The following is a 24,260-nucleotide window of genomic DNA, read 5'->3' on the forward strand; positions in this document are numbered from 1 at the left end:
ATCTTAAGAGTGAAATGAGAGGGGATTTAAAATGAAAAAACAGTTAGTTGCCATTTTTACCGTTCTAGCACTGTTTTTATCCATTGGTACTTCTGCATCTGCAGAGCAAGCTACAGATGAAATGAAAAAGACCATTGAAAAGGGAATTGAAAGTAAGCACAAAGACTTAAAAAAGGGTTCACTCACATTAACAGACATTGAGACTTATCCAAACCAAGATTCGAAGTTAGACGCATCTGAAGTAACAGTTGCTATTGCTAACTATGACACGGTAAGAGACAATATCTTTTACTTCGATCACACAGAAGTTGTGTTCTATGATGCTGACAAAAATGAACTTTTAGCTGAGGCTGCTGTAGCTAAGGCAAACTCTCAAATTAAAGATTATAAAAAAGCACACGAGTCAGACCTCGGAACACATATGGACTGGATCGTTGTTACTGCACTATTATTCGTTCTGATCCTTGTTCCTTTATTCATCTTAGCGGTTTGGGAGAAGCGTCAATATCTTACTACGAAATTTAAGATCGACAACAACCTTTACGACCAAACTAACCTATATCGATAATCTTCATAGAAAAGCCCTTAGGATACTTTCCTAAGGGCTTTTTTTACTTATGTTCTTTTCTTAACGCTCCTTTTCTTTAACTCCTTTCACCTTTGAAAGTTGATTGGAGTGGAAAGCGAGCAGCCTGAATCAGAAATCAACACTTACAATATCTAAAAAAACAGCCATTATTTCTGTATGAGCTCCAATAGACTTCCTGTTGAAGCATCTATTAAAAATTCAAAATGAGAAGTTTCTGTTCCGGGTGATGAGTTTGAAAAACCACCTTTATAAACAGAGTATGGAAGGCCATGAACGTTCTTTTCTTCTGCTTTAACCATGATCCAGGCTCCAGAGATTCTGTAATGTTCACTTGCTTTTTCTTTCAATTGTTTTAACGCTTTTTCGGGTGTGATGGTCTCTGTCTGCTTTTTTGTAACAACATAACCGATTGCAGCACCTGTCAGGCCTGCTAGAATCAGGTTTCTCCAATTCATTCGTATTCCCACCTTATGTAAGTTCATTTTCAAATCGTATTGGTTCTTCTTAAACAGTATAACAAAGAAAAGCCTTCTTTTTCTTGTGCTTTTTTGATAAGATACTCTTGATAAAGATGGAGGGTTCGAAATTCCCACCCCTCTTAAAACAAAACTAGGGAGCGTGAAGAATGAACATTTACACTCTCTGCGTTTTTAGCAGAGTTTTTTTGTTTTCGTGCTCCACTTGAAAGGATGAACAGGAATGACTTATAAAATTCCAACAGATGTTCAAATACTTGGCCGTGACATTAAGAGCGAGCAATTAAAGTACCATAATAAGAGAGTTGCTGTATGCAAAGAGTTTACGTTTGATGCAGCACATCATCTGCATTGCTATGATGGAAAATGTAAGAATCTCCACGGTCACACATACAAACTCGTAATCACAATGAGTGGCTTTGTGAATTCAATCGGCATTGCCGTTGATTTTGGAGAGATCAAAGAGATTTTTAAATCAGCTATAGACAGCAAATTAGATCATCAATACTTAAATGAAGTTCTTCCTCCGATGAATACAACTGCTGAGAATATGATTGTTTGGATTTGGGAACAAATTGATCTTCAACTGAACGATAGAGGACTAAGTGATCAAGGTCACAGGATAGAAGAACTTAAATTATATGAGACACCTACTAGCTATGCTGTAATGAAAAGAGAATGGATGGTGGAAAATGATGTTTGATCTGCCGTCTAGAGACATTTGGAAGCACTGGAAAGTTCCTATGGTCGAAATATTTGAAACAGTAGAAGGTGAAGGACTACAAGCTGGGTATCCAACGGTTTTTGTACGTGTTTTTCATTGCAATCTTCGCTGTACGTGGTGTGATACAACATACAGTTATGCACCTGCCAAACCAGAATTTGAAGCTACAATAGAAGAAATCGTGAATACGATTAAGTCGTTTCGATCGCAACGAATCTGTTTTACTGGTGGAGAACCTTTAATCCACCGAGAAAAATCAGCTGCCTTGCTTTTAGCGATGGCTGATTTAGAACATATTGTCGATATTCACATTGAAACGAACGGAGCTATCGATTTACAGCCGTTTGAGCAATTGCGCAACTCTCACCATGATCTACAAAAAAAGATGAGATTTGTGATGGATTATAAGCTCCCAGCTTCTGGTGAGATGGACAGAATGCACATGGATAACTTCAAAGAGCTTCAACATCAAGACGAGATCAAATTCGTTGTTGGATCAGTGAACGATTTTGAGATAACGAAACAAGTGGTCTCTGAACATTACAGAAATGGTCAGATCTCTGTAAGCCCTGTTTGGGAAAGCATGCCTCCAAGGCGTCTTGTTGAACTTCTATTAGAGAATCCACTCCCAAATGCAAAGCTCAGTCTTCAGCTTCATAAAGTGATCTGGCATCCAGAAGAGAGAGGGGTTTAACCATGAACAAAAAAGCGGTTATAGTTTTAAGTGGAGGACTTGATAGCACAACTTGCATGGGGATCGCAAAAGCGGAAGGATATGACTTGTACCCGATTACTTTTCACTATGGACAACGCCATAATCGAGAAGTTGAACAAGCGATCGAAGTCGGCAAGTACTATGGTGTAGCAGACCATAGAATTGTAGACCTTACCTTTTTAAAAGATATAGGTGGAAGTGCACTAACCGATGAAAAGGTAGAAGTTCCAACTGAGGCAGAAGAAGGTATTCCTGTAACTTACGTACCTGCTAGAAACATGATTTTCTTATCGCTCGCAAGCGCTTATGCAGAAGTAATCGGAGCTACAGCCGTTTACACAGGCGTTTCGGCGGTTGATTATAGCGGCTATCCAGATTGCCGTCCTGAATTCATTCAGAGCATGGAGGAAACGATCAATCTAGCAACAAAAGCGGGTGTGACAGGGAAAAACATTTCCGTAGAAACACCATTGATCTCTCTGTCTAAAAAGGAGACGATTGAAAAAGGTCTTTCTCTTGAAGTACCATATGATCTAACAACTTCTTGCTACAATGGAAAAGAAGCAGCTTGCGGACAATGTGATAGCTGTGTTTTACGTTTAAAAGGTTTTAAAGAAGCTGGAGCAGTCGATCCGATCACTTACGAAATCTAGAACGTTTATAAGTATAGAAAACCCCTTCTTATTAGGTGTACAATAAAACTGTACATGTGACTAATTAGAAGGGGTTGTTTTTATATGAATAAAGAAACACTCGACTTGTTTAAAACATTGACTGAATTGCCTGGTGCTCCAGGTTTTGAAAGAGATGTTCGTAAGTTTGTCCGTAAAGAGATCGAACCTGTATCAGATGAAATTATTCAAGATGGTCTTGGCAGCATCTTTGGTGTAAAAAAAGGAAAGGGTCCAAAGATTATGGTAGCGGGGCACATGGATGAAGTCGGTTTCATGGTTACAAAGGTTACGAAGAACGGTATGCTTAAATTTCAAGAGTTGGGTGGCTGGTGGAGCCAAGTGCTATTAGCTCAACGCGTAAATATTTACACAGATAAAGGTGATGTTATAACAGGTATTATCGGCTCGACTCCACCTCATCTTCTTTCCGAGGATCAGCGTAACAGACCGATGGGTATTAAGAATATGTACATAGATATAGGCGCAGATAACGATCAAGAAGTTTATAACCTGGGTGTAAGGCCGGGGCAGCAAATCGTTCCGATCTGTCCTTTTACACCGATGGCCAATCCGAAGAAAATCATGGCGAAAGCATGGGACAATCGATACGGTGTCGGTTTAGCGATTGAATTATTAAAAGAATTAAAGGATGAAACGTTGCCTAACGAATTGTATAGTGGTGCTACTGTTCAAGAAGAAGTTGGACTGAGAGGTTCAAAAACGGCAGCGAACTTGATCCAACCTGACCTGTTTTTTGCATTAGACGCAAGTCCGGCGAATGACATGATGGGGGATAAAAGTGAATTTGGACAACTTGGAAAAGGTGCGTTGTTAAGAATTCTAGATAGAACGATGGTAACTCACCGTGGTATGAGAGAATATATCTTAGATACAGCTGAAACGCATAAAATTCCCTACCAGTATTTCATTTCACAAGGTGGAACAGATGCAGGAAGTGTACATGTCTCCGGAAATGGTGTGCCTTCTGCAGTAATAGGGATCTGTTCTCGTTACATTCACACGCATGCTTCTATGATACATGTAGATGATTATGCTGCCGCAAAAGAATTGCTAATAAGACTTGTTAAAACAGCAGATGAATCCACATTAAGAACGATTTTAGAAAACAGCTGAGGATTAGCGTGTGATGAAAATTGGAATTGGATCATCTAATCCTGCAAAAATAAAAGCAACTCAGCCGTTTATAGAGTACTTTCAGGAATCTGAACTCGTTTCCTACTCTTCTGATTCATTGGTTTCGGCCCAGCCTTTTTCTGATGAGGAAACCAAGATCGGTGCTATCAACCGTGCGAAAGATTGTGTAAAGCAAGGGGCAGACATAGGTATTGGGTTTGAAGGCGGTGTTATGGAGCTTGAAGATGGGATGTATTTATGTAACTGGGGAGCGGTGGCAGACCAAGAGGGAAACGTTCTTTCAGCTGCAGGAGCTCGTATTTTGTTGCCTTCATTGATCGTAACAGGTCTTAAGCAGGGGAAGGAACTTGGAACATTGATGGGTGAGTTAACAAGAGACCCTGAGATCAGAAAAAAGGATGGAGCGATAGGTGTCTTTACCAGTGGTATGCTGTCTCGAAGTGAGATGTTCTTGCATATTTCCACGATCCTTCTAGGGCAATATATATACAGTATGAACAAATAAAAATTTAAAAACGCGATGCAATTACGGAGTATATATTTTAACAAGAAGGTTGTTAGTAAGGTTTGTATACCTTACCTAACAGCCTTTTTTGTATGAATAAAAATAATCAGGGGAAATTAGAAACAAAAACGTTAGGCGGATTTTAACTTTGAACTCATATTCGAAAAGAGTACTGATCTTGTTTGTTATCCTCATCGCTTTGTGTGTTGGTTGGGTCTTATATGAAATCTCACCTCCTGAAGGAACAGCAGAGAAGGCTTTTGTTATAAAAGAAGACAGTGATTTTAAAATGATATCCGAGCATTTAAGAGAAAAAGAATTTATTAAAAGCCCATTTTTATTTACCGTTTATGCAACGATTACAGGAAAGAAAAGTAAAGTTGTAGCAGGAGAACATACAATTAAACAAGGAAAAGGGTATAAAAAGATTCTGCAAGATCTGTCTACTTTGGAAAATGAAACAGAAGCCATCGAAGTGATCATTCCAGAAGGTTTGACAGTTATAGAGATTGCAGTTCGATTAAACAAAACTGGAATTGTGGATAAAAATCAATTTCTTGAAGCAGCAAAGTCGTGGGATACATTAACTGATAATCAACAAGAACAATTAGGAGTAAATAAGAAAGTAAAGAAATCCAATACAAAATTTGCTGTGGAAGGCCTTCTTTTTCCAGACACTTATTATTTTGAGAAGAAAATGAGAGCGGATGAAGTTATTCATCAAATGACGGAAAGAATGGTCGAAGAAACGAAAGGTTTAACAATTCATATAAACCAAACTCCTTATGAAATGATCACGTTGGCTTCTATTATTGAGAAGGAAGCTTTATTAAACGAAGAGAAACGTAGAATTGCTGGTGTTTTTGTCAATCGTTTAAAAGAAGGTAAGAAGCTGGAATCATGCTCCACCGTTCAATACTTGCTTGAAAAGCCTAAAGCAACCCTGAAAAGAAGAGACCTCAAAATTCAAAGTCCGTATAATACCTATATTAATAAGGGTTTGCCGCCAGGACCGATTTCAAGTCCGGATCTTCCCTCATTAAAAGCTGCGGCAGATCCTGAAGAACACGACTATTTTTACTTTGTTGCAAAACAGGACGGTACATGGAGTCATTTCTTTTCCAAAACGTATAAAGAACATAGAAAATATACTCAATTGAGTGGAAATTATTAAACCCGGTGAGTGATCACCGGGTTTTAAAACTTAATCTTTTTTAGTTTCACGATCTAAAGAATGAACAGACTCCGTATCATTCTCTGTTTCCTCTATGTCAACATGGTGATCAGGAGTTACTTCTGTCTCTGCTTCAATTTCTTCTCTGTAATCATCGTCTTGAGCTATAAACTCTTCAGCATCACTATCATCAACTGTTGCTGCTGCTTCATGGTAAGTATCGATAAATCCTACCTCTTCATCAGCGATTAGAGATTCTCTTTCACCTAAAGAAAATTGATCTACCTCTTCTTGCAATGTGAGTGCAATTTCTTGCAGTTCTGTTGCAGCAATGTTCACTTGGTGGATGGCTTCTTTTTGGTGAATGCTTGAAGCGCTAACTTGTTCACTCGTAGCAACAGATTCTTCTGATATCGCACTTACTTCAAAGAGCTTTTCAGATAAGTTTTCATTAGCGGATTCAACCCGGCCGATCGCACTTTTTACTTGAGAGATTCTTCCGTTAATCTGAGATACATTTTGAATGATACTTGAGAACGCTTTTTCTGTCTGTTGAACAGATTCAACTTGATCAACACGATATTGTTCAAAGCGTACCGTTTCTTTTGATAAAAGTTCCATCTGATTCGTCATCGACTTAACAAGTTGCTGAATTCTTAGCGCTTCGTTCTTAGAACGTTCTGCAAGCTTTCTTACTTCACTTGCAACGACCGAAAAGCCTCTGCCTGCTTCACCAGCTCTTGCGGATTCTATGGCTGCATTAAGTGCAAGAAGATCTGTACTTCCAGCTATCTCTTGAATCGTTTCAACAATGGAATTAATCTGTTTGGATTGTTTACTCGCATCTTGAATTTCTGAGATGAGACTTTGAGCTAATTCTAAAAAGTTCTCAGAATGGGTATTTAGTTGATGAACGATACTCGACCCTGCTTTTCCATCGTTCTCGGCTTGAATAGCATCTGAAGCGATCTCATCACTGATCGAAGCCGTTTCTTTAATATATCCGGTCACATCAGACAGGAGAAGAGTACATTCTTGCAAATGATCAGCTTGACTTTGAGCCCCTGTTGCTACTTGTGAGATCGCTTCTGTCACTTCATCACTCTGTGCGGTAGTCTCTTCTGATACAGCTGCTAAATTTTGAGATGAACTCGTAAGTTTCTCGGCTGCATCTTTCACTTCGTTCATTGATTTTTGCATTTTTTCAGCCATACGATTGAAAGTTTGAGCTAGTTCTCCCATTTCATCCTTAGAATTAGTCTCTACGCGGTAAGAGAGATCACCATCACCAATAATGGAAGCACCTTCTTTTAGAACCGAGATAGAAGATTGTATAGAGCGTAATAGCCAAACACCAATCACACTTAATATTGATAAGATTACGATACTTAATCCTATTAAACTGATCGTTAGCCAGAACTTTACTGATTTTTGACTTTTTATCAGTTCTGCGTTTTCTTTCTGTAATTTGCTCTCTGCATCTTTTGTTGATTGATCTACAACATTTGCGATCTTTTCAAAAGTTGAAATATCATCCCCGATTTTTTTTGTGATCGTTTGGATCGTATCTGCAGAGGTTGTATATTTTAATAAGTTTGATTTAAAAGTAGACAACTGATCGGCTGGCAAATTTTTTTCATCCAACATTCGATCAAACGTTTGAGCACTTTCTTTAAAGTTTTCAACAGTCGTACTTTCATATTTTATATGTACTTCTTTTTCATACGTTTGCATCTGTAACAATGTGATCAATAAAGCTTGGTCATTCATCGCTTTTACAGAAGCATAAAAGTTGTTAGATGTCTCTGTCATCATCTGTTTTAACGCATTAAGTTGAGTAGTAAGACTTGTGGCTGAATTAAATGATGTTTGATAAGCAGACAAGTCTTTTTCTATTCCTTTTAAAGAAGAACTATTCGTTTCTTTTGCTACTTTACTTGTTTCCTTTTGCAAGTCACTTAATGAAGTTAGCACCTTTTCTTTTGACTCTGTGCTAGGATCCCTTAAATACTCTTGTTCAAGTTTACGCACTTCATTAAATTTACTCTGAATATCATTACTAGAACGTAATGTTAGTTGTACTGAATCTCTTTCTTCTTCCATTTGGGTGTTCTGCCATAAAAATAATCCAATAAATGCAAGTAATAGTACCATTCCGGCTAAACTGATGAAAAGCATCAGTCGCACTCTTCTTCGTATCGACAAGTTCATATGAATTCCCCCCTGCCATTTTATCGGTCTTTTTTGAATTATTTTAAGTTTCAAAGTAAAAAGAATTGTTTGTAAAACCAGTTAACTTTACACCTGTCTTTACATGGGTTTAAAACAAGTTATAATGTTTGAGGGACATGTTTAACAGATTAGCTAAAGGAGTCATTTTAAATGAGGAATTTTCTAAATAAAAAAGGGGTAAGTCTTTCACCCAAAACGTATTTTATTACGGGTTTTCAATATTTTGCACTAGGATTGATGGCTTCGCTTATTATAGGATTGATTCTTAAGACGATCGGTGAGCAACTCTCGCTGCCATTCTTTACAGATATGGGACAATTAGCGATGACTTTAATGGGTCCAGTGATTGGTACGGCTGTGGCGTACGGTTTAAAGGCGCCTCCACTCGTCATATTTTCAGCGGGTATAGCGGGGGCAGCAGGAGCGGATCTTGGGAGTGTAGCTGGATGTTATGTCGCGTCGTTAATAGCTGTAGAAGTAGGAAAGTTAGTATCTGAAGAAACAAAGTTTGATATTTTAATTACTCCTGCAGTTACCATTTTTACAGGTTTTACGATTGCTACATTTATTGGGCCGGGAATTGATCAATTCATGAAGGCGTTTGGCCAACTCGTTATGTGGTCGACTGACCAGCGTCCTTTAATTATGGGGATCTTAGTAGCTATATTGCTCGGATTTGCATTGACAGGTCCGATTTCATCAGCAGCAATAGCAATGATGCTTGGTCTTGAGGGGCTAGCGGCTGGTGCAGCAACGATTGGTTGTGCGGCACAAATGATTGGGTTTGCCACAAGTTCATACCGGGAAAATGGATTCGGAGGCTGGCTTACCCAAGGAATCGGAACATCAAAACTACAGTTTCCTAATGTCGTGAGAAATCCGTATATTTTAATACCACCAACGGTTGCGGGAATCTTATTAGCTCCCATCGGAACACTTTATTTTCAGATGGAGAATATTCCAGCAGGAGCAGGGATGGGCACAAGTGGTCTAGTAGGGCAAATTATGACGCTCAGGACGATGGGCTTTACCTTTGAAACGTTTCTTGCTATATTTATTTTGCATTTTATAGGTCCAATTATCATTAGTCTGATACTTTCAGAATGGTTAAGAAAAAAAGGATATATTAAATTCGGCGATATGAAGCTGAATCAATAAGGAGACGATCATAATGGAAAACATGAAATCGATCGAACAATTTAAAGAAGTAATTAAAAAGGACGTTACGATAGCTGTTTTTTCTGCAGATTGGTGCCCAGATTGTGTAGTAATCAAACCAATCTTGCCTGAAATCGAAGAAGAATATGCTAACTTTCAATTTGTATACGTAGATCGTGACGAACTGATCGAACTTTGTCAGGAGTTTGATATTTTTGGAATCCCTAGCTTCCTAGCATTCAAAGACGGCGAAGAGATCGGCCGTTATGTCAATAAAGAGAGAAAAACAAAAGAGCAGATTGTTGCCTTTTTAGAAGAGCTTAACATTCCTTCAAAATAGGTCAAAAGAGTATGCTATAATAACAAAAAATGATTTTTTTACGTGAAGGGAAGTTTTTTTGATGGCTAAAGTTGAAGTAAATCACAGCAAATATGAAGGTATTCGTTTTGACATCCAAGATGAGAACGTAATCCTTGTTGATATATTAGAAACCATTCCTTATGAGTATGTAGGAAAAGATACAATGGTAACTATTCCTACTACTGAATTCACATCTGTATGTCCTTGGTCAGGTCTACCTGACTTTGCTGATATTATCATCAGCTATATTCCAAATGAAGATCTTGTAGAAATGAAGTCTTTAAAGTATTACCTCACTTCATATCGTAACGTTGGAATCTACCAAGAGCATGCTACAAATCGTATTTTGGAAGATCTAGTAAAATTACTTAAGCCAAAGTACATTAAAGTAGTTGGAAACTGGAACGCCCGTGGCGGACTAGGAACAGAAGTAGTAGTAGAATATAAAGAAGAGAACAGCAAGTAAGTGAACAAAAACCTCCATTAGGAGGTTTTTCACGTTACGTGTAACCCGTTGTTTAGGAAAGGAGGATTCATAGATGAGCAGTACCATTAAACTAAAGAAAACTCTACAAGAGAAATTGATGAGTCCAACCCGAGAATTTTCATACGATAGAGAAGAGGAAACGCTTCGGATTACAAATAAGGAAACAGGTAAAGGTGTAACCTTATCACTTGGTGGGCTTAGTGCGCGCTGGTCAAAAGAAAAAGATGAGCTTATTGATAAACTGGTGTATTACGTAGAAGAAGGATTGAATGCCGCTTCTCATGAAGGAGAGCTTTCAAATACTTTATCACGCATCTTTCCAGTTATTCGTTCTGCATCCTTTCCTATGGAAACGTCAGAAGGAGAAGAACTTTTTTATCAAGAGCACACAGCAGAGACAAGGATATATTATGCTTTAGACCTAGGCAAAACCTATAAGCTTCTTACGAATAATAAGATGAGGGAGTTAAAGGTTGAAGAGTCTCAAATACTTGATTCGGCAAAGTTCAATGTAAAACGTTTATCAACAGATCATAAAGAAGATCAAGTTGCTGGAAATACGTTCTTCTTTTTAAACCATAACGATGGATACGATGCGAGCAGAATTCTAAACATTGCTTTCTTAGAAGAGATGAAGAAGAAAATCTCTGGAGAAATGGCAGTAGCTATACCACATCAGGATGTGTTGATCGTTGCAGATATAAAGAATAAGCAAGGGTACGATATCTTGGCTCAGATGGCGATGCAATTTTTTATGAACGGACGAGTGCCGATCACAGCTTTACCGTTTATGTATGACAACAAAGAGTTAGAACCTGTCTTTATTTTAGCCAAGAATAGACCAATAGAAGAAGAAACAACAGATTGATTGATAATAAAAGCCGCTAGATCATCTAGTGGTTTTTATTTCTTATCTTTTAACATGCATGTGCTATAGATGAATATTTATACTATTGTTTCTCTTCTATTTTCGCTACAATAAAGAAACAACCAACAGAAATAGGTGAGAAGATGAGTTGGATAAAAAAATTAATGAACACGTTTTTTGACGATGAAAATGAAGATGATTCCTTCTATGAGGAAGAGAGAACTAAAAGCCAGGAGCCTGTAAAAAAACAGCAATCGACTGAAAAAATGGAAAATAATCAGAGGACTAAACCAGCTCCCTTTGCAAGCAATGGAAGAAAACCGTCTCCATCAAATATTCAGCATCCTGCGAAAATGCTGCACAAGTATCCCGAGAATGCACCATTTCGTTTTCCTGTGATCCCTGATGAAAAAACGGTAAAACCAACTGCACAAAGACATACATATCAGCAGAAAGAGACACACTCGTATAAAGATCCTGTTAGGGATGAAAAGTCATACAGAGAAGAACGTCCTGTTCGTGAGCAACGTACTCATCAAAATGAGAATAGAAGACCTAAAGGGAAGTCTTCAGGCTTTAACCAAGAACCAAAACGGCAAGCTTTCAAAGCTTCAAACGTTCCTTCACCTGTTTACGGGTACGAAAGAAGAAATAACAAAAGTGATGCACAGATTAAGCCGGAACAAAAGGAAGCGACTCCTGAGGTGAAATCGAGGTTTACACCAACAGATGTTCCATCCCCTGTTTACGGATATGGAAAGAGAAAGCCTGAAGGTATTTTATTCATCGGCAGAGATATACCTGAAAAGGATTCTGTGACTGAAGAACTTTTAAAGTCTGTTGAAGAAGTTTTACCTGCTGCAACAACAGAAAGTTCAACGATTTCTCAAGAGCAAGAGATTGTAAGTGAGGCTTCTCATATTCAGAAGGCAAACAATAGCATCGTTGATCAAAGCCAAATACAAGTCGTAGAAGAAGTAATAGATACTAATCCGGATTTAGTAGATGAAGAACAGCCTATTAATTCTCTTGAAATGATAGTTGAGCCCGATATTGTCTATGTGTCAGAGGAGAATCACGAGGTTCACAATTTGAGTGTGGAGAAACAAAACCAAATCAGTGAACCTGTTGATGTGTCTGAAGTTGCTGAAAAAGGCACGGAAAGACCTGAGACACAGCCTGTTCAAGAGATAACTCCTAGTATAGTACAAGAAAAGCAAGAGCAAGAAAATGCAGTTAATGAACAAACACTGCCGAAGAAAGAAAACCCAAAAAGTGGCGGGCAATTCGTTCCTTTTAATGTGTTGATGCTAAAAAAGGACAGGAAGTCATTAACACGTCCTGTTTCAAAACCAGAAATTCAAAGGTCAGAGGGCAGACAAGCAACAAGAACTGAGTTAAACATCCATCAAAGAACTGAAGCTGTAAATAACCAGTTGTTTGTACCTTTGTCATTATTAAATAAAGCTAAGGTTTCACTCGAAGATGATGATCTTTGGTTAAACGAACAAAAGAACACACTTCAGTCAACACTGGATAACTTTAATGTGAATGCAAAAGTAGTTCACATGACAAAAGGTCCTGCCGTAACAAGGTTTGAAGTTCAACCTGCTCCAGGCGTTAAGGTAAACAAGATCACTAACCTTACAGATGATATAAAACTTAGTCTGGCTGCTCGTGACATAAGAATTGAAGCGCCGATTCCTGGAAAGAATGCAATTGGCATAGAAGTTCCGAACCAGCATAGCAGAGCGGTTTATTTACGTGAGATCATTGAAGATGATGTGTTTAAGGATTCAGCATCTTCCTTAACTGTGGCTCTCGGATTAGATATTTCAGGGGCACCTGTAGTGACCGATCTTCAAAAGATGCCTCACGGACTAATAGCAGGAGCGACAGGATCAGGAAAGAGCGTTTGTATCAACTCTATACTTGTGAGCTTGCTGTATAAAGCAAAGCCGGAAGATGTGAGATTGTTGCTTGTCGATCCTAAGATGGTCGAGCTTGCACCATACAATCACATTCCGCACCTAGTGACCCCTGTTATCACAGATGCAAAAGAAGCTACGGCTGCTTTAAAATGGGCGGTCGAAGAAATGGAACGTCGTTACGAAGAGTTTGCAAAAACAGGCGTACGAGAGATAAAGCGTTACAATCAAAAGATGGAAGAAGAGCAGCATTATAAAAACAAGATGCCGTATATTGTTGTAGTAATTGATGAGTTGGCTGACCTGATGATGGTTTCACCGCAAGAAGTTGAAGAAGCGATCTGCCGAATTGCTCAGAAAGCAAGAGCATGTGGTATCCATCTTCTACTTGCGACACAGCGGCCATCAGTAGATGTTATCACAGGACTGATCAAAGCCAATGTGCCAACTCGTACAGCATTCGCAGTTTCGTCCGCGATCGATTCACGGACCATTCTAGATATGAGTGGTGCAGAACGATTATTAGGACGAGGCGATATGCTCTTTATGGAGAATGGCTCGAACAAAGCGGTGCGTATTCAAGGAACGTTCGTATCTGATGAAGAAATTGAAGAAGTAACACGATACGTAAAAGAAGAGTATCAAACAGAGTATCTTTTTACTCGTGAAGAACTGATTCAGCATCAGCAAACAACAGAAGTAGAAGACGAACTTTTTGAAGAAGCTTGTTATTATGTTATTGAAGTAGGTGCAGCATCCTCTTCTAGCTTGCAGCGAAGATTTAGAATTGGTTACAACCGTGCCGCAAGATTAGTAGACATGATGGAAAGCTTTGGCCTCGTCTCTGAAACGATGGGAAGTAAACCAAGACATGTTCTTCTTACACAAGAAGAACTAGAGAATCGATTATATAGCGGTGTTGAGTAATAAGTTTATAGGAAAGAGCTGATTGTGGGGCACGCCTTACATCGGCTCTTTCTTTTTATAAGCAGATTGGCTTAGTCTGCAATTTAACAGAAAGTAAGGATATCGGCAAAAATAAAATTATATCGGCAAGAAACAAATTTTATCGGCAAAAAAAAGCTTTTTATCGGCAAGTTTCCGATTATATCAGCAAATTTGACATATTATTAATTTTTTTACGCTTTCTCGATAAGAACCGCAGTTAACTATCAAATGATTTTCTTGAGTTATTGTGCCTTGTTCGCTATTATAGTGTGGGGAATAGTTCCCTTTCTTTTATACCTTGGAATAAGTCATGAGGAGTAAATTAATGAAAGAGATAGAATTAAAGCTGCAAGGAAAAATCAAGCGGCTCACGAATAAAACATTTAAATTCGATGAACGGATCAGAGAAGGTTGGTTCTCTGCTGTTTATTTTCTTAAAACATGTGAGATTGTAGAATCATTCAAACCAGATAATATCGTAACCATGCAGTTCTTTCAAAAGAGTGACGCCGTCTTGTGCGGTTCGGATGAAGCGATCGCTCTTATCAAAACGTTTGCTAAGGATGTAGATTCTTTAGAGATTCATTCTTTAAAAGATGGAGATAAGATTTCTCCGTTTGAAACAGTGTTGACGATCAAGGGCCCTTATCAAAACTTTGGTTTCTTAGAAGGAATGATCGATGGAATTCTAGCCAGAAGAACGTCGGTTGCAACGAATGTTTATAATGTTGTTAAAGCTGCTAGTAAATCTGGTGTTCAGAAACCGGTCATCTTTATGGGAGACCGTGACGACCATTTTGCACAGCAAGCCGGAGATGGTTATGCATCATATATTGGTGGTTCAACCGCTCAGGCTACGCATGCGATGAATGAATGGTGGGGTAAAAAAGGGATGGGCACGATGCCACATGCTCTCATTCAAATCTTTAATGGGGATATTGTAGAAGCTACGAAAGCTTATCACGCCAAATACCCTGAAGACGATCTTATCTCACTAGTTGACTATAATAACGATGTGATTACAGATGCTTTAAAAGTAGCGAGAGAGTTTGGAGAGACATTAAAAGGGGTAAGGGTTGATACCTCACGAACGATGGTCGATCAATATTTCTTTAGAAACCCTGATGTACTAGGTTCGTTTGATCCGAGGGGTGTGAATCCAGAACTGATCTTTGCACTTCGAAAAGCGCTGGATGAAGAAGGCTTCCAACATGTTAAAATCGTTGTCAGCGGTGGATTTAAAAAAGAAAGAATCGAGCAGTTTGAAGAACAAAAAGTACCCGTAGATATTTATGGGGTAGGCAGCAATCTATTAAAGATCAATATTGGGTTTACCGGTGATAACGTTATGATGAATGAACAGCATCAAGCAAAAGCAGGAAGAATCTATCGCCATAATCCAAGACTAGAGCTAGTGGAATAACTGCTATTATTATTTTGGAGAAGTTGGGAAAAATAGATAAAAAGCTCTATTAGACTTTTATCATTTGTCTATCATGGTGAACGGACAACAACTTTGCTATAATGATTCAAGTATTCCGAATCAAGCCTGACTGTGCATAAATAACCGTTTCAAACAGCAGGCATATAATAATACAAATAGGCCTTTTAGAAGGTGTTCTTTTTGTGGAGGGCTATACATGACAAAATACCATTTTATTGGAATTAAAGGGACAGGAATGAGCCCGTTGGCACAAATTCTTCATGACAATGGTCATGATGTTCAAGGTTCTGATATTGAACAATTCATCTTTACTCAGACAGCACTTGAAGAAAAAAACATCCCGGTGTTACCGTTTGACAAGAACAACGTTGAAGAGGGTCAAACGATTATCGCAGGTAATGCTTTTGGCGAACAGCATGAAGAGATTCAAGCTGCAAATGAGAAAAATATTCCTATTCATAGATATCACCATTTCCTTGGAGAGTATCTATCTAACTTTACATCGATTGCAGTGACAGGATCACACGGAAAAACGTCAACAACAGGTTTATTAGCTCATGTTGTTGGTGCTGCTAAACCTACTTCTTATCTAATCGGTGATGGAACAGGTAAAGGTAGCAAGGGAAGTGAATACTTCGTGTTTGAAGCATGTGAGTATCGCAGACATTTCTTATCTTATAATCCGGACTACGCGATTATCACAAACATTGATTTTGATCATCCTGATTATTTTTCTGATTTAAAAGATGTAATCAGTGCATTCCAAGCGATGGCGATGCAGGTGAAAAAGGCGATCATCGCATGTGGTGATGATGCAAACCTTCAAGAGATTCATGCACAAGTGCCCGTCGTATTCTATGGCTTTGGCGATCATAATGATTTCCAAGCTAAGAATGTTAATCGTGGTGATGAAGGAACAACGTTTGATGTATTTGTTCGCAACACGTTTTATGGCACGTTCCAGATTCCTGGATACGGCACACATAACGTACTGAACGCACTGGCTGTCATTGCGATCTGTCATTATGAAACATTACCGATGGATATTATCAAAGAGCAATTGAAGAGCTTTACTGGTGTTAAAAGAAGATTCTCTGAAAAATCAGTTGGGGATCAAATCTTAATCGATGACTATGCTCATCATCCGACTGAGATTAAAGTAACGATTGAAGCAACTAAGTATAAGTACAAAAATCGTGAAGTGGTAGCTATTTTCCAACCACATACATTTACACGAACAAAGACGTTCTTAGACGAATTTGCAGCAGCACTAAGTGAAGCGGATCATGTTTACCTCTGCGACATTTTTGGTTCTGCAAGAGAGAATGCTGGAAATCTATCAATCGAGAATTTGATAGAAAAAATTCCAAACGCACAATTCATTACAGAAGATAAAGTGGATGTACTAAAAAAATACAAAGACGGTGTTTTATTGTTCATGGGTGCTGGAGATATTCAAAAGTTCCAAAGAGCATACGAAGAAACACTGACTGCAAAACCATAATAAAAAAAGACTTGCCAGCTGGCAAGTCTTTTTCTTTTAACCAAGCCAATGTTTTTATGGAGAAGGCTTTTTCCTACTTTAAATTCTCAGGGTTTAATTGCTCTAATTCAGGCAGAACGAAAACGCCATCTTTACGGATCAACACATCGTCAAAGAAGATTTCCCCGCCGCCGTAATCAGGACGCTGGATCATGACCATATCCCAATGGATGTTTGATTCATTTCCGTTATACGCTTCTTCATACGCTTGACCAGGCGTAAAGTGGAAGCTGCCGTCGATCTTCTCATCGAAAAGAATATCTTTCATCGGATGTTTAATGAACGGGTTAACACCGATCGCAAATTCACCTACATAGCGAGAACCTTCATCCGTATCGAAAATTTTGTTGATGCGTTCTGAATCGTTTGCTGTCGCTTTTACAATCTTTCCGTTTTCAAACGTCAACTGTACATTTTCAAACGTAAAGCCGTTATATGGAGATGGCGTGTTATACGAAATCGTTCCGTTAACGGAATCTTTAACGGGAGCTGTGAACACTTCACCATCTGGAATGTTGTTTTGTCCTGAACATTTAATGGATGGAATATCTTTGATCGAAAACGATAAATCAGTTCCCGGCCCTGTTAAGCGAACTTTATCCGTCTTATCCATCAGATCTTTTAGTGCAGTCATCGCGTCATCCATTTTTCCATAGTCTAGGTTACATACTTCAAAATAGAAGTCTTCGAAAGCTTCTGTACTCATGCTAGCAGATTGAGCCATAGATGCGTTCGGATAACGAAGCACACACCATTTCGTCTTTTTGATACGAATCTTACGGTGCATCGCAAAGATCGTTTTTTCATAAAGTGCCATCTTCTCGGAAGGAACATCAGACATCTCGTTGATGTTGTCTCCTGAACGAAGACCGATATAAGCATCCATCTGGTTCATAAGATCACCTTCGTGCTTCGCGATCATTTCCATCTGTTCTTCAGTTGCTTGTGTGTATTGAGCGCGCATTACAGAATGGTCTTTTAGTAAAACGAATGGAAAACCGCCAGCGGCATATGCTTCTTGAACAAGTGCGTTCACGAGTTCTTTTTGCAGTCCAAAGTTTTCAATTAATACTTTCTCACCTTTTTGCAGGTTTACCGAATATGTAATCAAGTTTTTTGCTAGTTGTTGAATTCTTGGATCTCTCATGTTGAAGAAGCCCCCTATATATTTGATATCTTCTTTATTTTAACTTAATTTAAACAATTTGTAATGTTCTAGAAAAGGATTTTAATGAAGTGGCAAAGAATACTATTAAAAAACACGTTTCCTTTGATAAAAACTCGGGAAAAAGCAATAATATACTTTCAGGAGGTGTCTCGAATAATGGATATCATTATCTCAATCAGTGTAGCATTAGTCGCAGTTGCATTTGTCGTACTCGTTTATTTTTTATCAGGGGCTTTGAAATCTTTACAAATTACCCTCAATCATGTCGCGGTAACGCTAGAAAGTCTAGAGAAGCAATTAGATGGCGTAACGCGCGAGACAACCGATTTGTTACATAAAACAAACCAGTTAGCCGAGGATGTTCAAAAGAAATCAGATTCACTTAACAACGTGTTCTCTGCAGTTCAAGATTTCGGTCAATCCGTTCAAAAGGTGAACCAATCTGTTCGCAAAGTAACAGACCAGATTACGGTTGAAACAGAGCGACAGTCTAAGCAAATATCGCAAGCGGTTCAATGGGGAAATGCAGCATTGAATTTATGGGAAAAATACAAACTCAAAAAATCCAATGTTGAAACAACACAAAGACAATATTCTAGAGGAGGAGTGTAAATGAGCAACAACAATCAAAACATTGACAGCAAAGATTTTATTATCGGTGCTCTTGTTGGTGGTATGTTAGGGGCTGCAGCAGCGCTTTTATTAGCGCCTAAAGCAGGAAAGGAATTGCGCAGCGATCTGAATGAACAAGCTGTCTATCTAAAGGATAAAAGTAATGAGATCTCTCATTTGGCTCGTGAAAAATCCTCAAACATTGTTAAGACAGTATCAGAGCAGTCGAATCAAGTTGCAACAAAGGTAAAAGATCTTACTTCAAACCTTCGTAAAGACATCGATAAATGGCGTGCGAAAGAAGAAGAAAACGCGTCTGAACTGTATGGTGAGATTACAGACGATATCCAAGATGAAGGCAAATTAGACTATGATCCTGCTAATGAGCAAGAATTAGTCGAGCAAAAATATTGATAAGTAATGTGTGAATATGAAAAGATAAGAAAAAGAACTTGTTTCTTTTTCTTTTCTTTTTATGATGGAGGTAGAAATCGATATGTCACTTATTCAACTACAGAACGAACAAGATTGGAATCTAGTCAAAGAACAAAGAAACCGTATTATTTTGATGAAGAACAGTACAACATGTCCTGTGAGTCATGAAGCTTTTAAAGAATTCCAAAAGTTTGCAGCAGATAACGAGAACGAAACATTGTATTATTTGAACGTTCAAGATGCAAGGTCATTAAGCAATGCGATTGCAGAGCAAACAGGAGTGAAGCACGAATCTCCTCAAGTATTAATCTTCGATGGAGATAATGTGGTTTGGCATGATTCTCATTGGAACATCACAAATAAAAAGCTTGCACAAGCGAACGAAAAAACAAAAGCGTAGCAGAAATGCTACGCTTTTTTCTTCGTTTTTAAACAAGCATTTCAAATTTTAATAGCAATTCATCGCCTGTTTGAATCTCGGTTTGAAAGCCTGCCTTTTCTCCATTCTTTAACAGAATCAAGCTCTCACCAGGCTTTGGCTGGAGTATTAGTTCAACTTCTGTAAACACATCCTGAAAAATAAACGGTTGTTGATCTGTTTTTTTCATCAAAAGCCTTTCCTGATGATTAAGGACTGAATCCAAACGAAGCTTTTCTTCTTCCCGATAAAAGCTATAGAATGGCCGGACTAGAGTTAATTCTTCCTCGTTAAAAATAACCGTACATGATTGATGCAGATTTACGTCTAGAGCATCCGTTATATGTTTTAAAGTTACTTGCTCTTCCTCAGTAAGTTGATATTCTAATCGATCTCCATCATGCCATAATGTGTTCAGATTAACTCTTTGCTCGTTCAGATACACCGAATCAGTGAATTTAGTTCGAATGGAAAGAGGCTTACCATCTACAAAAATAGTAAAATGCGTCCGTTTTGTTTCGCTGCTCCATTCTTTTAGATCAAATATATCTGAAAGGGTAGAAGGGAAACGATAATAGCAATCATCTCTATCTTGTATGAACGTATCTGCACATACACGTTGTTCATTAATAAAATAATGAGTTTCAAACGTCTCAGCTTTACCGTTCACCCACAACGTTTTTGCAATGTGATCGTTATAAGCTTCTTGAATGGAAACCTTTGCATCCTCGCCGTTTTGTCCTGATTCATAATGAATCATAGCACCCTCTAAGATTTCATCTGACAGCGTGCATGAAACGCCATTCATCTCAATGGAAGGAGCTGAACCGATCTTTCCTTTAAATATCTTCACTTCACCATTTAACCGAACCATCAATCCCATTCCAGGTTTACCGTAAAGCTTAGAAAGATCAGCTCCTCCAGCAATCAAGGCATCACCAATCGTAAGTTTTTTCACTTGAAACAAACGTATTGTCTTTCCATTTACAGAGACGGTTACATATTTAACCGGATTTTCTTTAGCTGCAATACCGATACCTACAGGTGTTACGAGTTCAGGACCTTCTTCTTTTAAGGAAGGGATCAAGGATTGGATAGCGTTAAGCCCTCGAATCGCTACGCGTTCAAGAGGCAGATTTAGTATTTCAGCAATTTTCTCACGTAATAGAGGTGTTAGACTGCCTCCTCCAACAAGCATGATCGCCTGAGGTGCCTTGGCGTTCAACTGAAGAATTTCCTTCGTAATTCCATCTGCTAAACTTTCTATGGAATACTCAATCATCGAGATGACTTCAGATGTGTCTTTTTGCGATGGGAACCCTAAGATATCAGTATAGGTTACAACTGCTTCTTCTGTTAATGATCGTTTAAGCTGCTCAGCTACAGGAAAATCTAACAAAAAAGCAGAACTGATGGCTTCTGTAATTTCATCTCCTGCGACCGGAACCATACCATACGCAATTACTGTCCCTTGTGCGGTAATCGCGATATCTGAAGTACCTGCTCCAATGTCAACAAGACCTACATTTAACTTACGCATAGAAGGCGGAATAAGCACATTAATGGCTGCGATTGGTTCTAACGTTAGAGCTTCCATTTCAAGCCCAGCTTCGTCTAGAGCTTTCATTAAAGAATCAACAACGACTCTTGGTAAGAAAGTAGCGATTACTTCCACACTAGCTCTGTTACCTTGCTGACCGATAAAGCTCCCGATCTCCTGCTCGTCGAGGTAATAATGCAGAACAGAATATCCAACGCAATCGTAGAGTAAATTCGAGTTCTCATCCAATAGGCTCGCTAACTGGTATTGAGCCTGTTGAACGGCTGCAAGTTCCATATGGATCACTTCTTCATGTGAAGAGATATCTTCAAGTGAAAGATCTTTTTCAGAACGGCCTTTCATGGTCTTAAGAGCTCGCCCTGCTGCAGCAACGCAAACCTTTGTAAGTGGGCCGACTTCAAGTTCAAGCTCATTCTTTATCTTTCGGATCACTCTGGCAACAGCTGGGATATGGTGGATCTGACCATCAAGCATAGATCGCTCTTCATGTTCGATCATTTTTTTATATAAAATCTCATACTTTCCGTTTTCATGCTGTTTTAAAATCATACCGACCACGGAACGTGTACCGATATCTAATGCGAATAAAAGATTTTTGTCCACGAAGGCACCTCTTTTTGTTACGATAGATGTATAGGTAGTCTTATAAGTTGATTAGAAAACGTCCCAATTATTAGAAATGTATCATATTTCTTACATTATATAAATACTGAGGTGCTCATATATGAATCATCTAGAGTTAAGCACGTTACGAACCGAGCTTGATGAAGTAAATAAAGAATTGTTAGCATTGATCAACAAACGAGGTGAGCTTGTTCAGCGAATCGGTAAGATTAAATCCGATCAAGGTATGAAGAAGTACGATCCTGTTAGAGAAAGGCATATGTTAGATCTCGTTTCATCAGAGAACCAAGGACCCTTTGAAACGAGTACACTTCACCATCTTTTTAAAGAAATATTTAAAGCAGGTCTCGAATTACAAGAAGTGAATCACAAAAAAGAGCTTCTTGTCTCGAGAAAACAAAGACCTGAAGATACGGTTATTTCTGTTAAAGGTCTGGAGATCGGAAACGGAAATCCTATTTTAATTGCTGGGCCGTGTGCTGTAGAGAGTTACGGACAAACAGCTTCAGTCGCAGAAGCTGTTACGAAGAATGGTGTGAAGTTGTTACGAGGCGGAGCGTTCAAACCTCGAACGTCACCTTATGATTTCCAAGGTTTAGGCGTGGAAGGACTTCAGATTCTGAAAAAAGTGGCAGATGAATACAATTGTGCGGTAATCAGTGAAATCGTCCATCCCCAAGACCTTGATATGGCATGTGAGTATTTAGACATCATTCAAATTGGTGCTAGAAACATGCAGAACTATGAGCTGTTAAAAGCAGCTGGAAGGCTCAATAAGCCTGTTTTGTTAAAAAGAGGACTCGCTGCAACACTTGATGAGTTCATCAACTCAGCTGAATATATCATGTCACAAGGAAATGGACAGATCATCCTTTGTGAAAGAGGTATTCGAACGTATGAACGAGCAACGCGAAACACGTTGGATATTACAGCGGTTCCCATTTTAAAACAAGAGACACATCTGCCTGTGTTTGTAGATGTCACGCATTCAACAGGGAGAAAAGATTTGCTCCTTCCAGCTGCAAAGGCGGCTTTTGCAATCGGTGCAGATGGAGTGATGGCAGAGGTACATCCAGACCCAGCCGTAGCTTTGTCGGATGCTGCACAGCAGATGAACATCGAAGAATTTCAAAAGTTTGTTGAAGAACTTGTTTCTTCTCGTTTTCTTAAACTAAATCAGATGGTTTAATAAGTAGAGAACCGGTCAGCTTTTGTGATAAATGCTGCCGGTTTTTTTTATATCAAGAACCACTCTGAAAAAGTGTATGATTCTGCCTATTTTCGCCAAAAATAAGTAAAATAGGTGCATTTTATTTTATTCTTTTTTTAATGTATGAATAAATGGTGAAACATGTCTCTATTCGTTGCCTACTTTACTACTTTATCGTATGATAATAGCATTACATAGCTGTCGGATATGCAGTATATAAGGAGGATTTTTTTTGAATACAACAATTTATGATGTAGCTCGTGAGGCAGGTGTCTCAATGGCAACGGTTTCTCGTGTTGTTAACGGAAACCCAAACGTCAAGCCATCTACTAGAAAGAAAGTGCTTGAAGCGATTGAAAGGTTAGGTTACCGTCCGAATGCAGTAGCCCGAGGATTGGCAAGTAAGAAAACAACAACGGTCGGCGTTATCATTCCAGATATCTCTAGCATCTTTTTTGCGGAACTCGCTCGTGGTATTGAAGATATTGCAACCATGTACAAATACAACATTATCCTTTGTAACTCTGATCAGAACAAGGAAAAAGAGATTCATCTGTTAAACACTTTACTAGGTAAGCAGGTGGATGGAATTGTATTCATGGGCGGAAAGATTACAGAAGAGCATGTAGAAGAATTCAAACGTGCAGCTGTTCCAATCGTTATGGCAGCTACAGTTGATATGAACGAGGAAGTCCCATCTGTAAACATCGACTATCAAAATGCTGTTTATGAAGCGGTTTCTCACTTGCTTGAAAAAGGTCATTCTTCAGTTGCGATGGTAACAGGACCACTAGAAGACCCAATCAACGGCTATTATAAGTTCAATGGTTACCGTAAAGCGTTAGAAGAACATGGTAAAAAGGTTGATGAGAGTCAAGTATTTGTTGGTGAATACACATATGATTCTGGAATCGAAGCGATCGAAAGCTTCTTAGACAGTGGAAACAAACCTTCAGCTGTTTTTGTAGGTACGGATGAAATGGCATTAGGTGTGATTCACGGTGCACAAGACCGAGGTTTGAGCGTGCCGGAAGATCTTGAAGTAATCGGATTCGATAACACAAGACTGGCTACGATGGTTCGTCCAACATTATCAACAGTCGTTCAACCGATGTATGATATCGGAGCGGTAGCGATGCGCTTGTTAACAAAACTGATGAACAAAGAAACGGTTGAAGAACATACGGTAGTATTGCCTCATCGTATTCAATTCAGAGATTCTACAAAACAATAACGAAGTGTTGAGGTGGG

Annotated in this window: 23 protein-coding genes; 19 read left to right on the forward strand and 4 right to left on the reverse strand. The window is 38.8% G+C overall.

The genetic code is table 11. From position 1 onward, the window contains the following. Positions 1-31 precede the first annotated feature (31 nt). Positions 32-568: a hypothetical protein gene (locus FS458_RS05465; protein ID WP_144698541.1), complete on the forward strand. Its 537-nt coding sequence runs from the start codon at positions 32-34 to the stop codon at positions 566-568. A 167-nt stretch (positions 569-735) separates the two neighbouring features. Here the strand turns inward: FS458_RS05465 and FS458_RS05470 are convergent, their stop codons facing one another. Continuing rightward, on the reverse strand, positions 736-1,044 hold the full coding sequence (locus tag FS458_RS05470) for a PepSY domain-containing protein (protein ID WP_186320459.1): 309 nt from the start codon (positions 1,042-1,044) through the stop codon (positions 736-738). Positions 1,045-1,288: 244 nt separating this feature from the next. Between FS458_RS05470 and queD the strand changes: the two genes are divergently transcribed. The 6 genes from queD (at position 1,289) to mltG (ending at position 6,012) form a co-directional block, all read left to right on the forward strand. Continuing rightward, positions 1,289-1,768: a 6-carboxytetrahydropterin synthase QueD gene (gene queD, locus FS458_RS05475; protein ID WP_144698545.1), complete on the forward strand. Its 480-nt coding sequence runs from the start codon at positions 1,289-1,291 to the stop codon at positions 1,766-1,768. Continuing rightward, the gene (locus FS458_RS05480; protein WP_144698547.1) at positions 1,758-2,483 is read left to right on the forward strand and encodes a 7-carboxy-7-deazaguanine synthase QueE; all 726 of its coding nucleotides are present in this window, start codon (positions 1,758-1,760) and stop codon (positions 2,481-2,483) included. The genes queD and FS458_RS05480 overlap by 11 nt, the downstream gene beginning before the upstream one ends. 2 nt (positions 2,484-2,485) lie before the next feature. Further along, positions 2,486-3,157, forward strand: a complete 672-nt coding sequence (gene queC, locus FS458_RS05485; RefSeq protein ID WP_144698549.1) for a 7-cyano-7-deazaguanine synthase QueC — start codon at positions 2,486-2,488, stop codon at positions 3,155-3,157. 84 nt (positions 3,158-3,241) lie between these two features. Continuing rightward, a complete protein-coding gene (locus FS458_RS05490) occupies positions 3,242-4,312 on the forward strand; it encodes a M42 family metallopeptidase (RefSeq protein ID WP_144698551.1) in 1,071 nt (356 codons plus the stop codon). Between the two features lie 13 nt (positions 4,313-4,325). Next, positions 4,326-4,838, forward strand: a complete 513-nt coding sequence (locus FS458_RS05495) for a DUF84 family protein (RefSeq protein ID WP_144698553.1) — start codon at positions 4,326-4,328, stop codon at positions 4,836-4,838. Positions 4,839-4,986: 148 nt separating this feature from the next. Next, positions 4,987-6,012 carry an endolytic transglycosylase MltG gene (gene mltG, locus FS458_RS05500; RefSeq protein ID WP_186320460.1) on the forward strand — a complete coding sequence of 342 codons (1,026 nt, stop codon included), beginning with the start codon at positions 4,987-4,989 and terminating at the stop codon, positions 6,010-6,012. Between the two features lie 30 nt (positions 6,013-6,042). Here the strand turns inward: mltG and FS458_RS05505 are convergent, their stop codons facing one another. After that, positions 6,043-8,223 (reverse strand): methyl-accepting chemotaxis protein, encoded by a 2,181-nt coding sequence (locus FS458_RS05505; RefSeq protein WP_144698557.1) that lies wholly within the window; start codon positions 8,221-8,223, stop codon positions 6,043-6,045. A 171-nt stretch (positions 8,224-8,394) separates the two neighbouring features. Between FS458_RS05505 and FS458_RS05510 the strand changes: the two genes are divergently transcribed. The 7 genes from FS458_RS05510 (at position 8,395) to murC (ending at position 16,942) form a co-directional block, all read left to right on the forward strand. Continuing rightward, the gene (locus FS458_RS05510) at positions 8,395-9,402 is read left to right on the forward strand and encodes a PTS transporter subunit IIC (RefSeq protein WP_144698559.1); all 1,008 of its coding nucleotides are present in this window, start codon (positions 8,395-8,397) and stop codon (positions 9,400-9,402) included. A gap of 13 nt (positions 9,403-9,415) precedes the next feature. Beyond that, positions 9,416-9,742: a thioredoxin family protein gene (locus FS458_RS05515; RefSeq protein WP_144698561.1), complete on the forward strand. Its 327-nt coding sequence runs from the start codon at positions 9,416-9,418 to the stop codon at positions 9,740-9,742. A 61-nt stretch (positions 9,743-9,803) separates the two neighbouring features. Next, positions 9,804-10,229: a preQ(1) synthase gene (gene queF / locus FS458_RS05520; RefSeq protein WP_066396893.1), complete on the forward strand. Its 426-nt coding sequence runs from the start codon at positions 9,804-9,806 to the stop codon at positions 10,227-10,229. Positions 10,230-10,302: 73 nt separating this feature from the next. Continuing rightward, positions 10,303-11,118: a DUF1444 family protein gene (locus tag FS458_RS05525; RefSeq protein WP_144698563.1), complete on the forward strand. Its 816-nt coding sequence runs from the start codon at positions 10,303-10,305 to the stop codon at positions 11,116-11,118. Between the two features lie 143 nt (positions 11,119-11,261). Further along, positions 11,262-13,973 (forward strand): DNA translocase FtsK, encoded by a 2,712-nt coding sequence (locus FS458_RS05530; RefSeq protein WP_144698564.1) that lies wholly within the window; start codon positions 11,262-11,264, stop codon positions 13,971-13,973. A 346-nt stretch (positions 13,974-14,319) separates the two neighbouring features. Beyond that, the gene (locus tag FS458_RS05535) at positions 14,320-15,417 is read left to right on the forward strand and encodes a nicotinate phosphoribosyltransferase (protein ID WP_144698566.1); all 1,098 of its coding nucleotides are present in this window, start codon (positions 14,320-14,322) and stop codon (positions 15,415-15,417) included. A gap of 217 nt (positions 15,418-15,634) precedes the next feature. Beyond that, positions 15,635-16,942, forward strand: a complete 1,308-nt coding sequence (gene murC / locus FS458_RS05540; protein ID WP_144698568.1) for a UDP-N-acetylmuramate--L-alanine ligase — start codon at positions 15,635-15,637, stop codon at positions 16,940-16,942. A 73-nt stretch (positions 16,943-17,015) separates the two neighbouring features. Here murC and FS458_RS05545 read toward each other — a convergent pair whose 3' ends face one another. Beyond that, entirely contained in the window at positions 17,016-18,128 is a 1,113-nt protein-coding gene (locus FS458_RS05545) for an aminopeptidase (RefSeq protein ID WP_144698570.1), read from the reverse strand. 177 nt (positions 18,129-18,305) lie between these two features. On the opposite strand from FS458_RS05545, the gene FS458_RS05550 reads away from it, so the two are divergent. From FS458_RS05550 to ytxJ, 3 genes are all read left to right on the forward strand, one after another. Further along, positions 18,306-18,761 carry a DUF948 domain-containing protein gene (locus FS458_RS05550; RefSeq protein ID WP_066396872.1) on the forward strand — a complete coding sequence of 152 codons (456 nt, stop codon included), beginning with the start codon at positions 18,306-18,308 and terminating at the stop codon, positions 18,759-18,761. After that, on the forward strand, positions 18,762-19,175 hold the full coding sequence (locus FS458_RS05555; RefSeq protein ID WP_144698572.1) for a YtxH domain-containing protein: 414 nt from the start codon (positions 18,762-18,764) through the stop codon (positions 19,173-19,175). An 82-nt stretch (positions 19,176-19,257) separates the two neighbouring features. Beyond that, positions 19,258-19,596 (forward strand): bacillithiol system redox-active protein YtxJ, encoded by a 339-nt coding sequence (gene ytxJ, locus FS458_RS05560; protein WP_144698574.1) that lies wholly within the window; start codon positions 19,258-19,260, stop codon positions 19,594-19,596. Between the two features lie 28 nt (positions 19,597-19,624). Here ytxJ and FS458_RS05565 read toward each other — a convergent pair whose 3' ends face one another. Then, complete coding sequence (locus tag FS458_RS05565; RefSeq protein WP_144698576.1) at positions 19,625-21,778, reverse strand: cell division protein FtsA; 2,154 nt, start codon at positions 21,776-21,778, stop codon at positions 19,625-19,627. Positions 21,779-21,899: 121 nt separating this feature from the next. Here FS458_RS05565 and FS458_RS05570 point away from each other — a divergent pair, with 121 nt between their 5' ends. Both FS458_RS05570 and ccpA read left to right on the forward strand, forming a co-directional pair. Further along, complete coding sequence (locus FS458_RS05570) at positions 21,900-22,988, forward strand: bifunctional 3-deoxy-7-phosphoheptulonate synthase/chorismate mutase (RefSeq protein ID WP_144698578.1); 1,089 nt, start codon at positions 21,900-21,902, stop codon at positions 22,986-22,988. Positions 22,989-23,241: 253 nt separating this feature from the next. Next, the gene (gene ccpA, locus FS458_RS05575; protein ID WP_144698580.1) at positions 23,242-24,243 is read left to right on the forward strand and encodes a catabolite control protein A; all 1,002 of its coding nucleotides are present in this window, start codon (positions 23,242-23,244) and stop codon (positions 24,241-24,243) included. Positions 24,244-24,260: the final 17 nt, after the last annotated feature.

It is taken from the genome of Fictibacillus phosphorivorans (assembly GCF_007673525.1).
GTDB classification, from domain to species: Bacteria; Bacillota; Bacilli; order Bacillales; family Fictibacillaceae; genus Fictibacillus; species Fictibacillus phosphorivorans_C.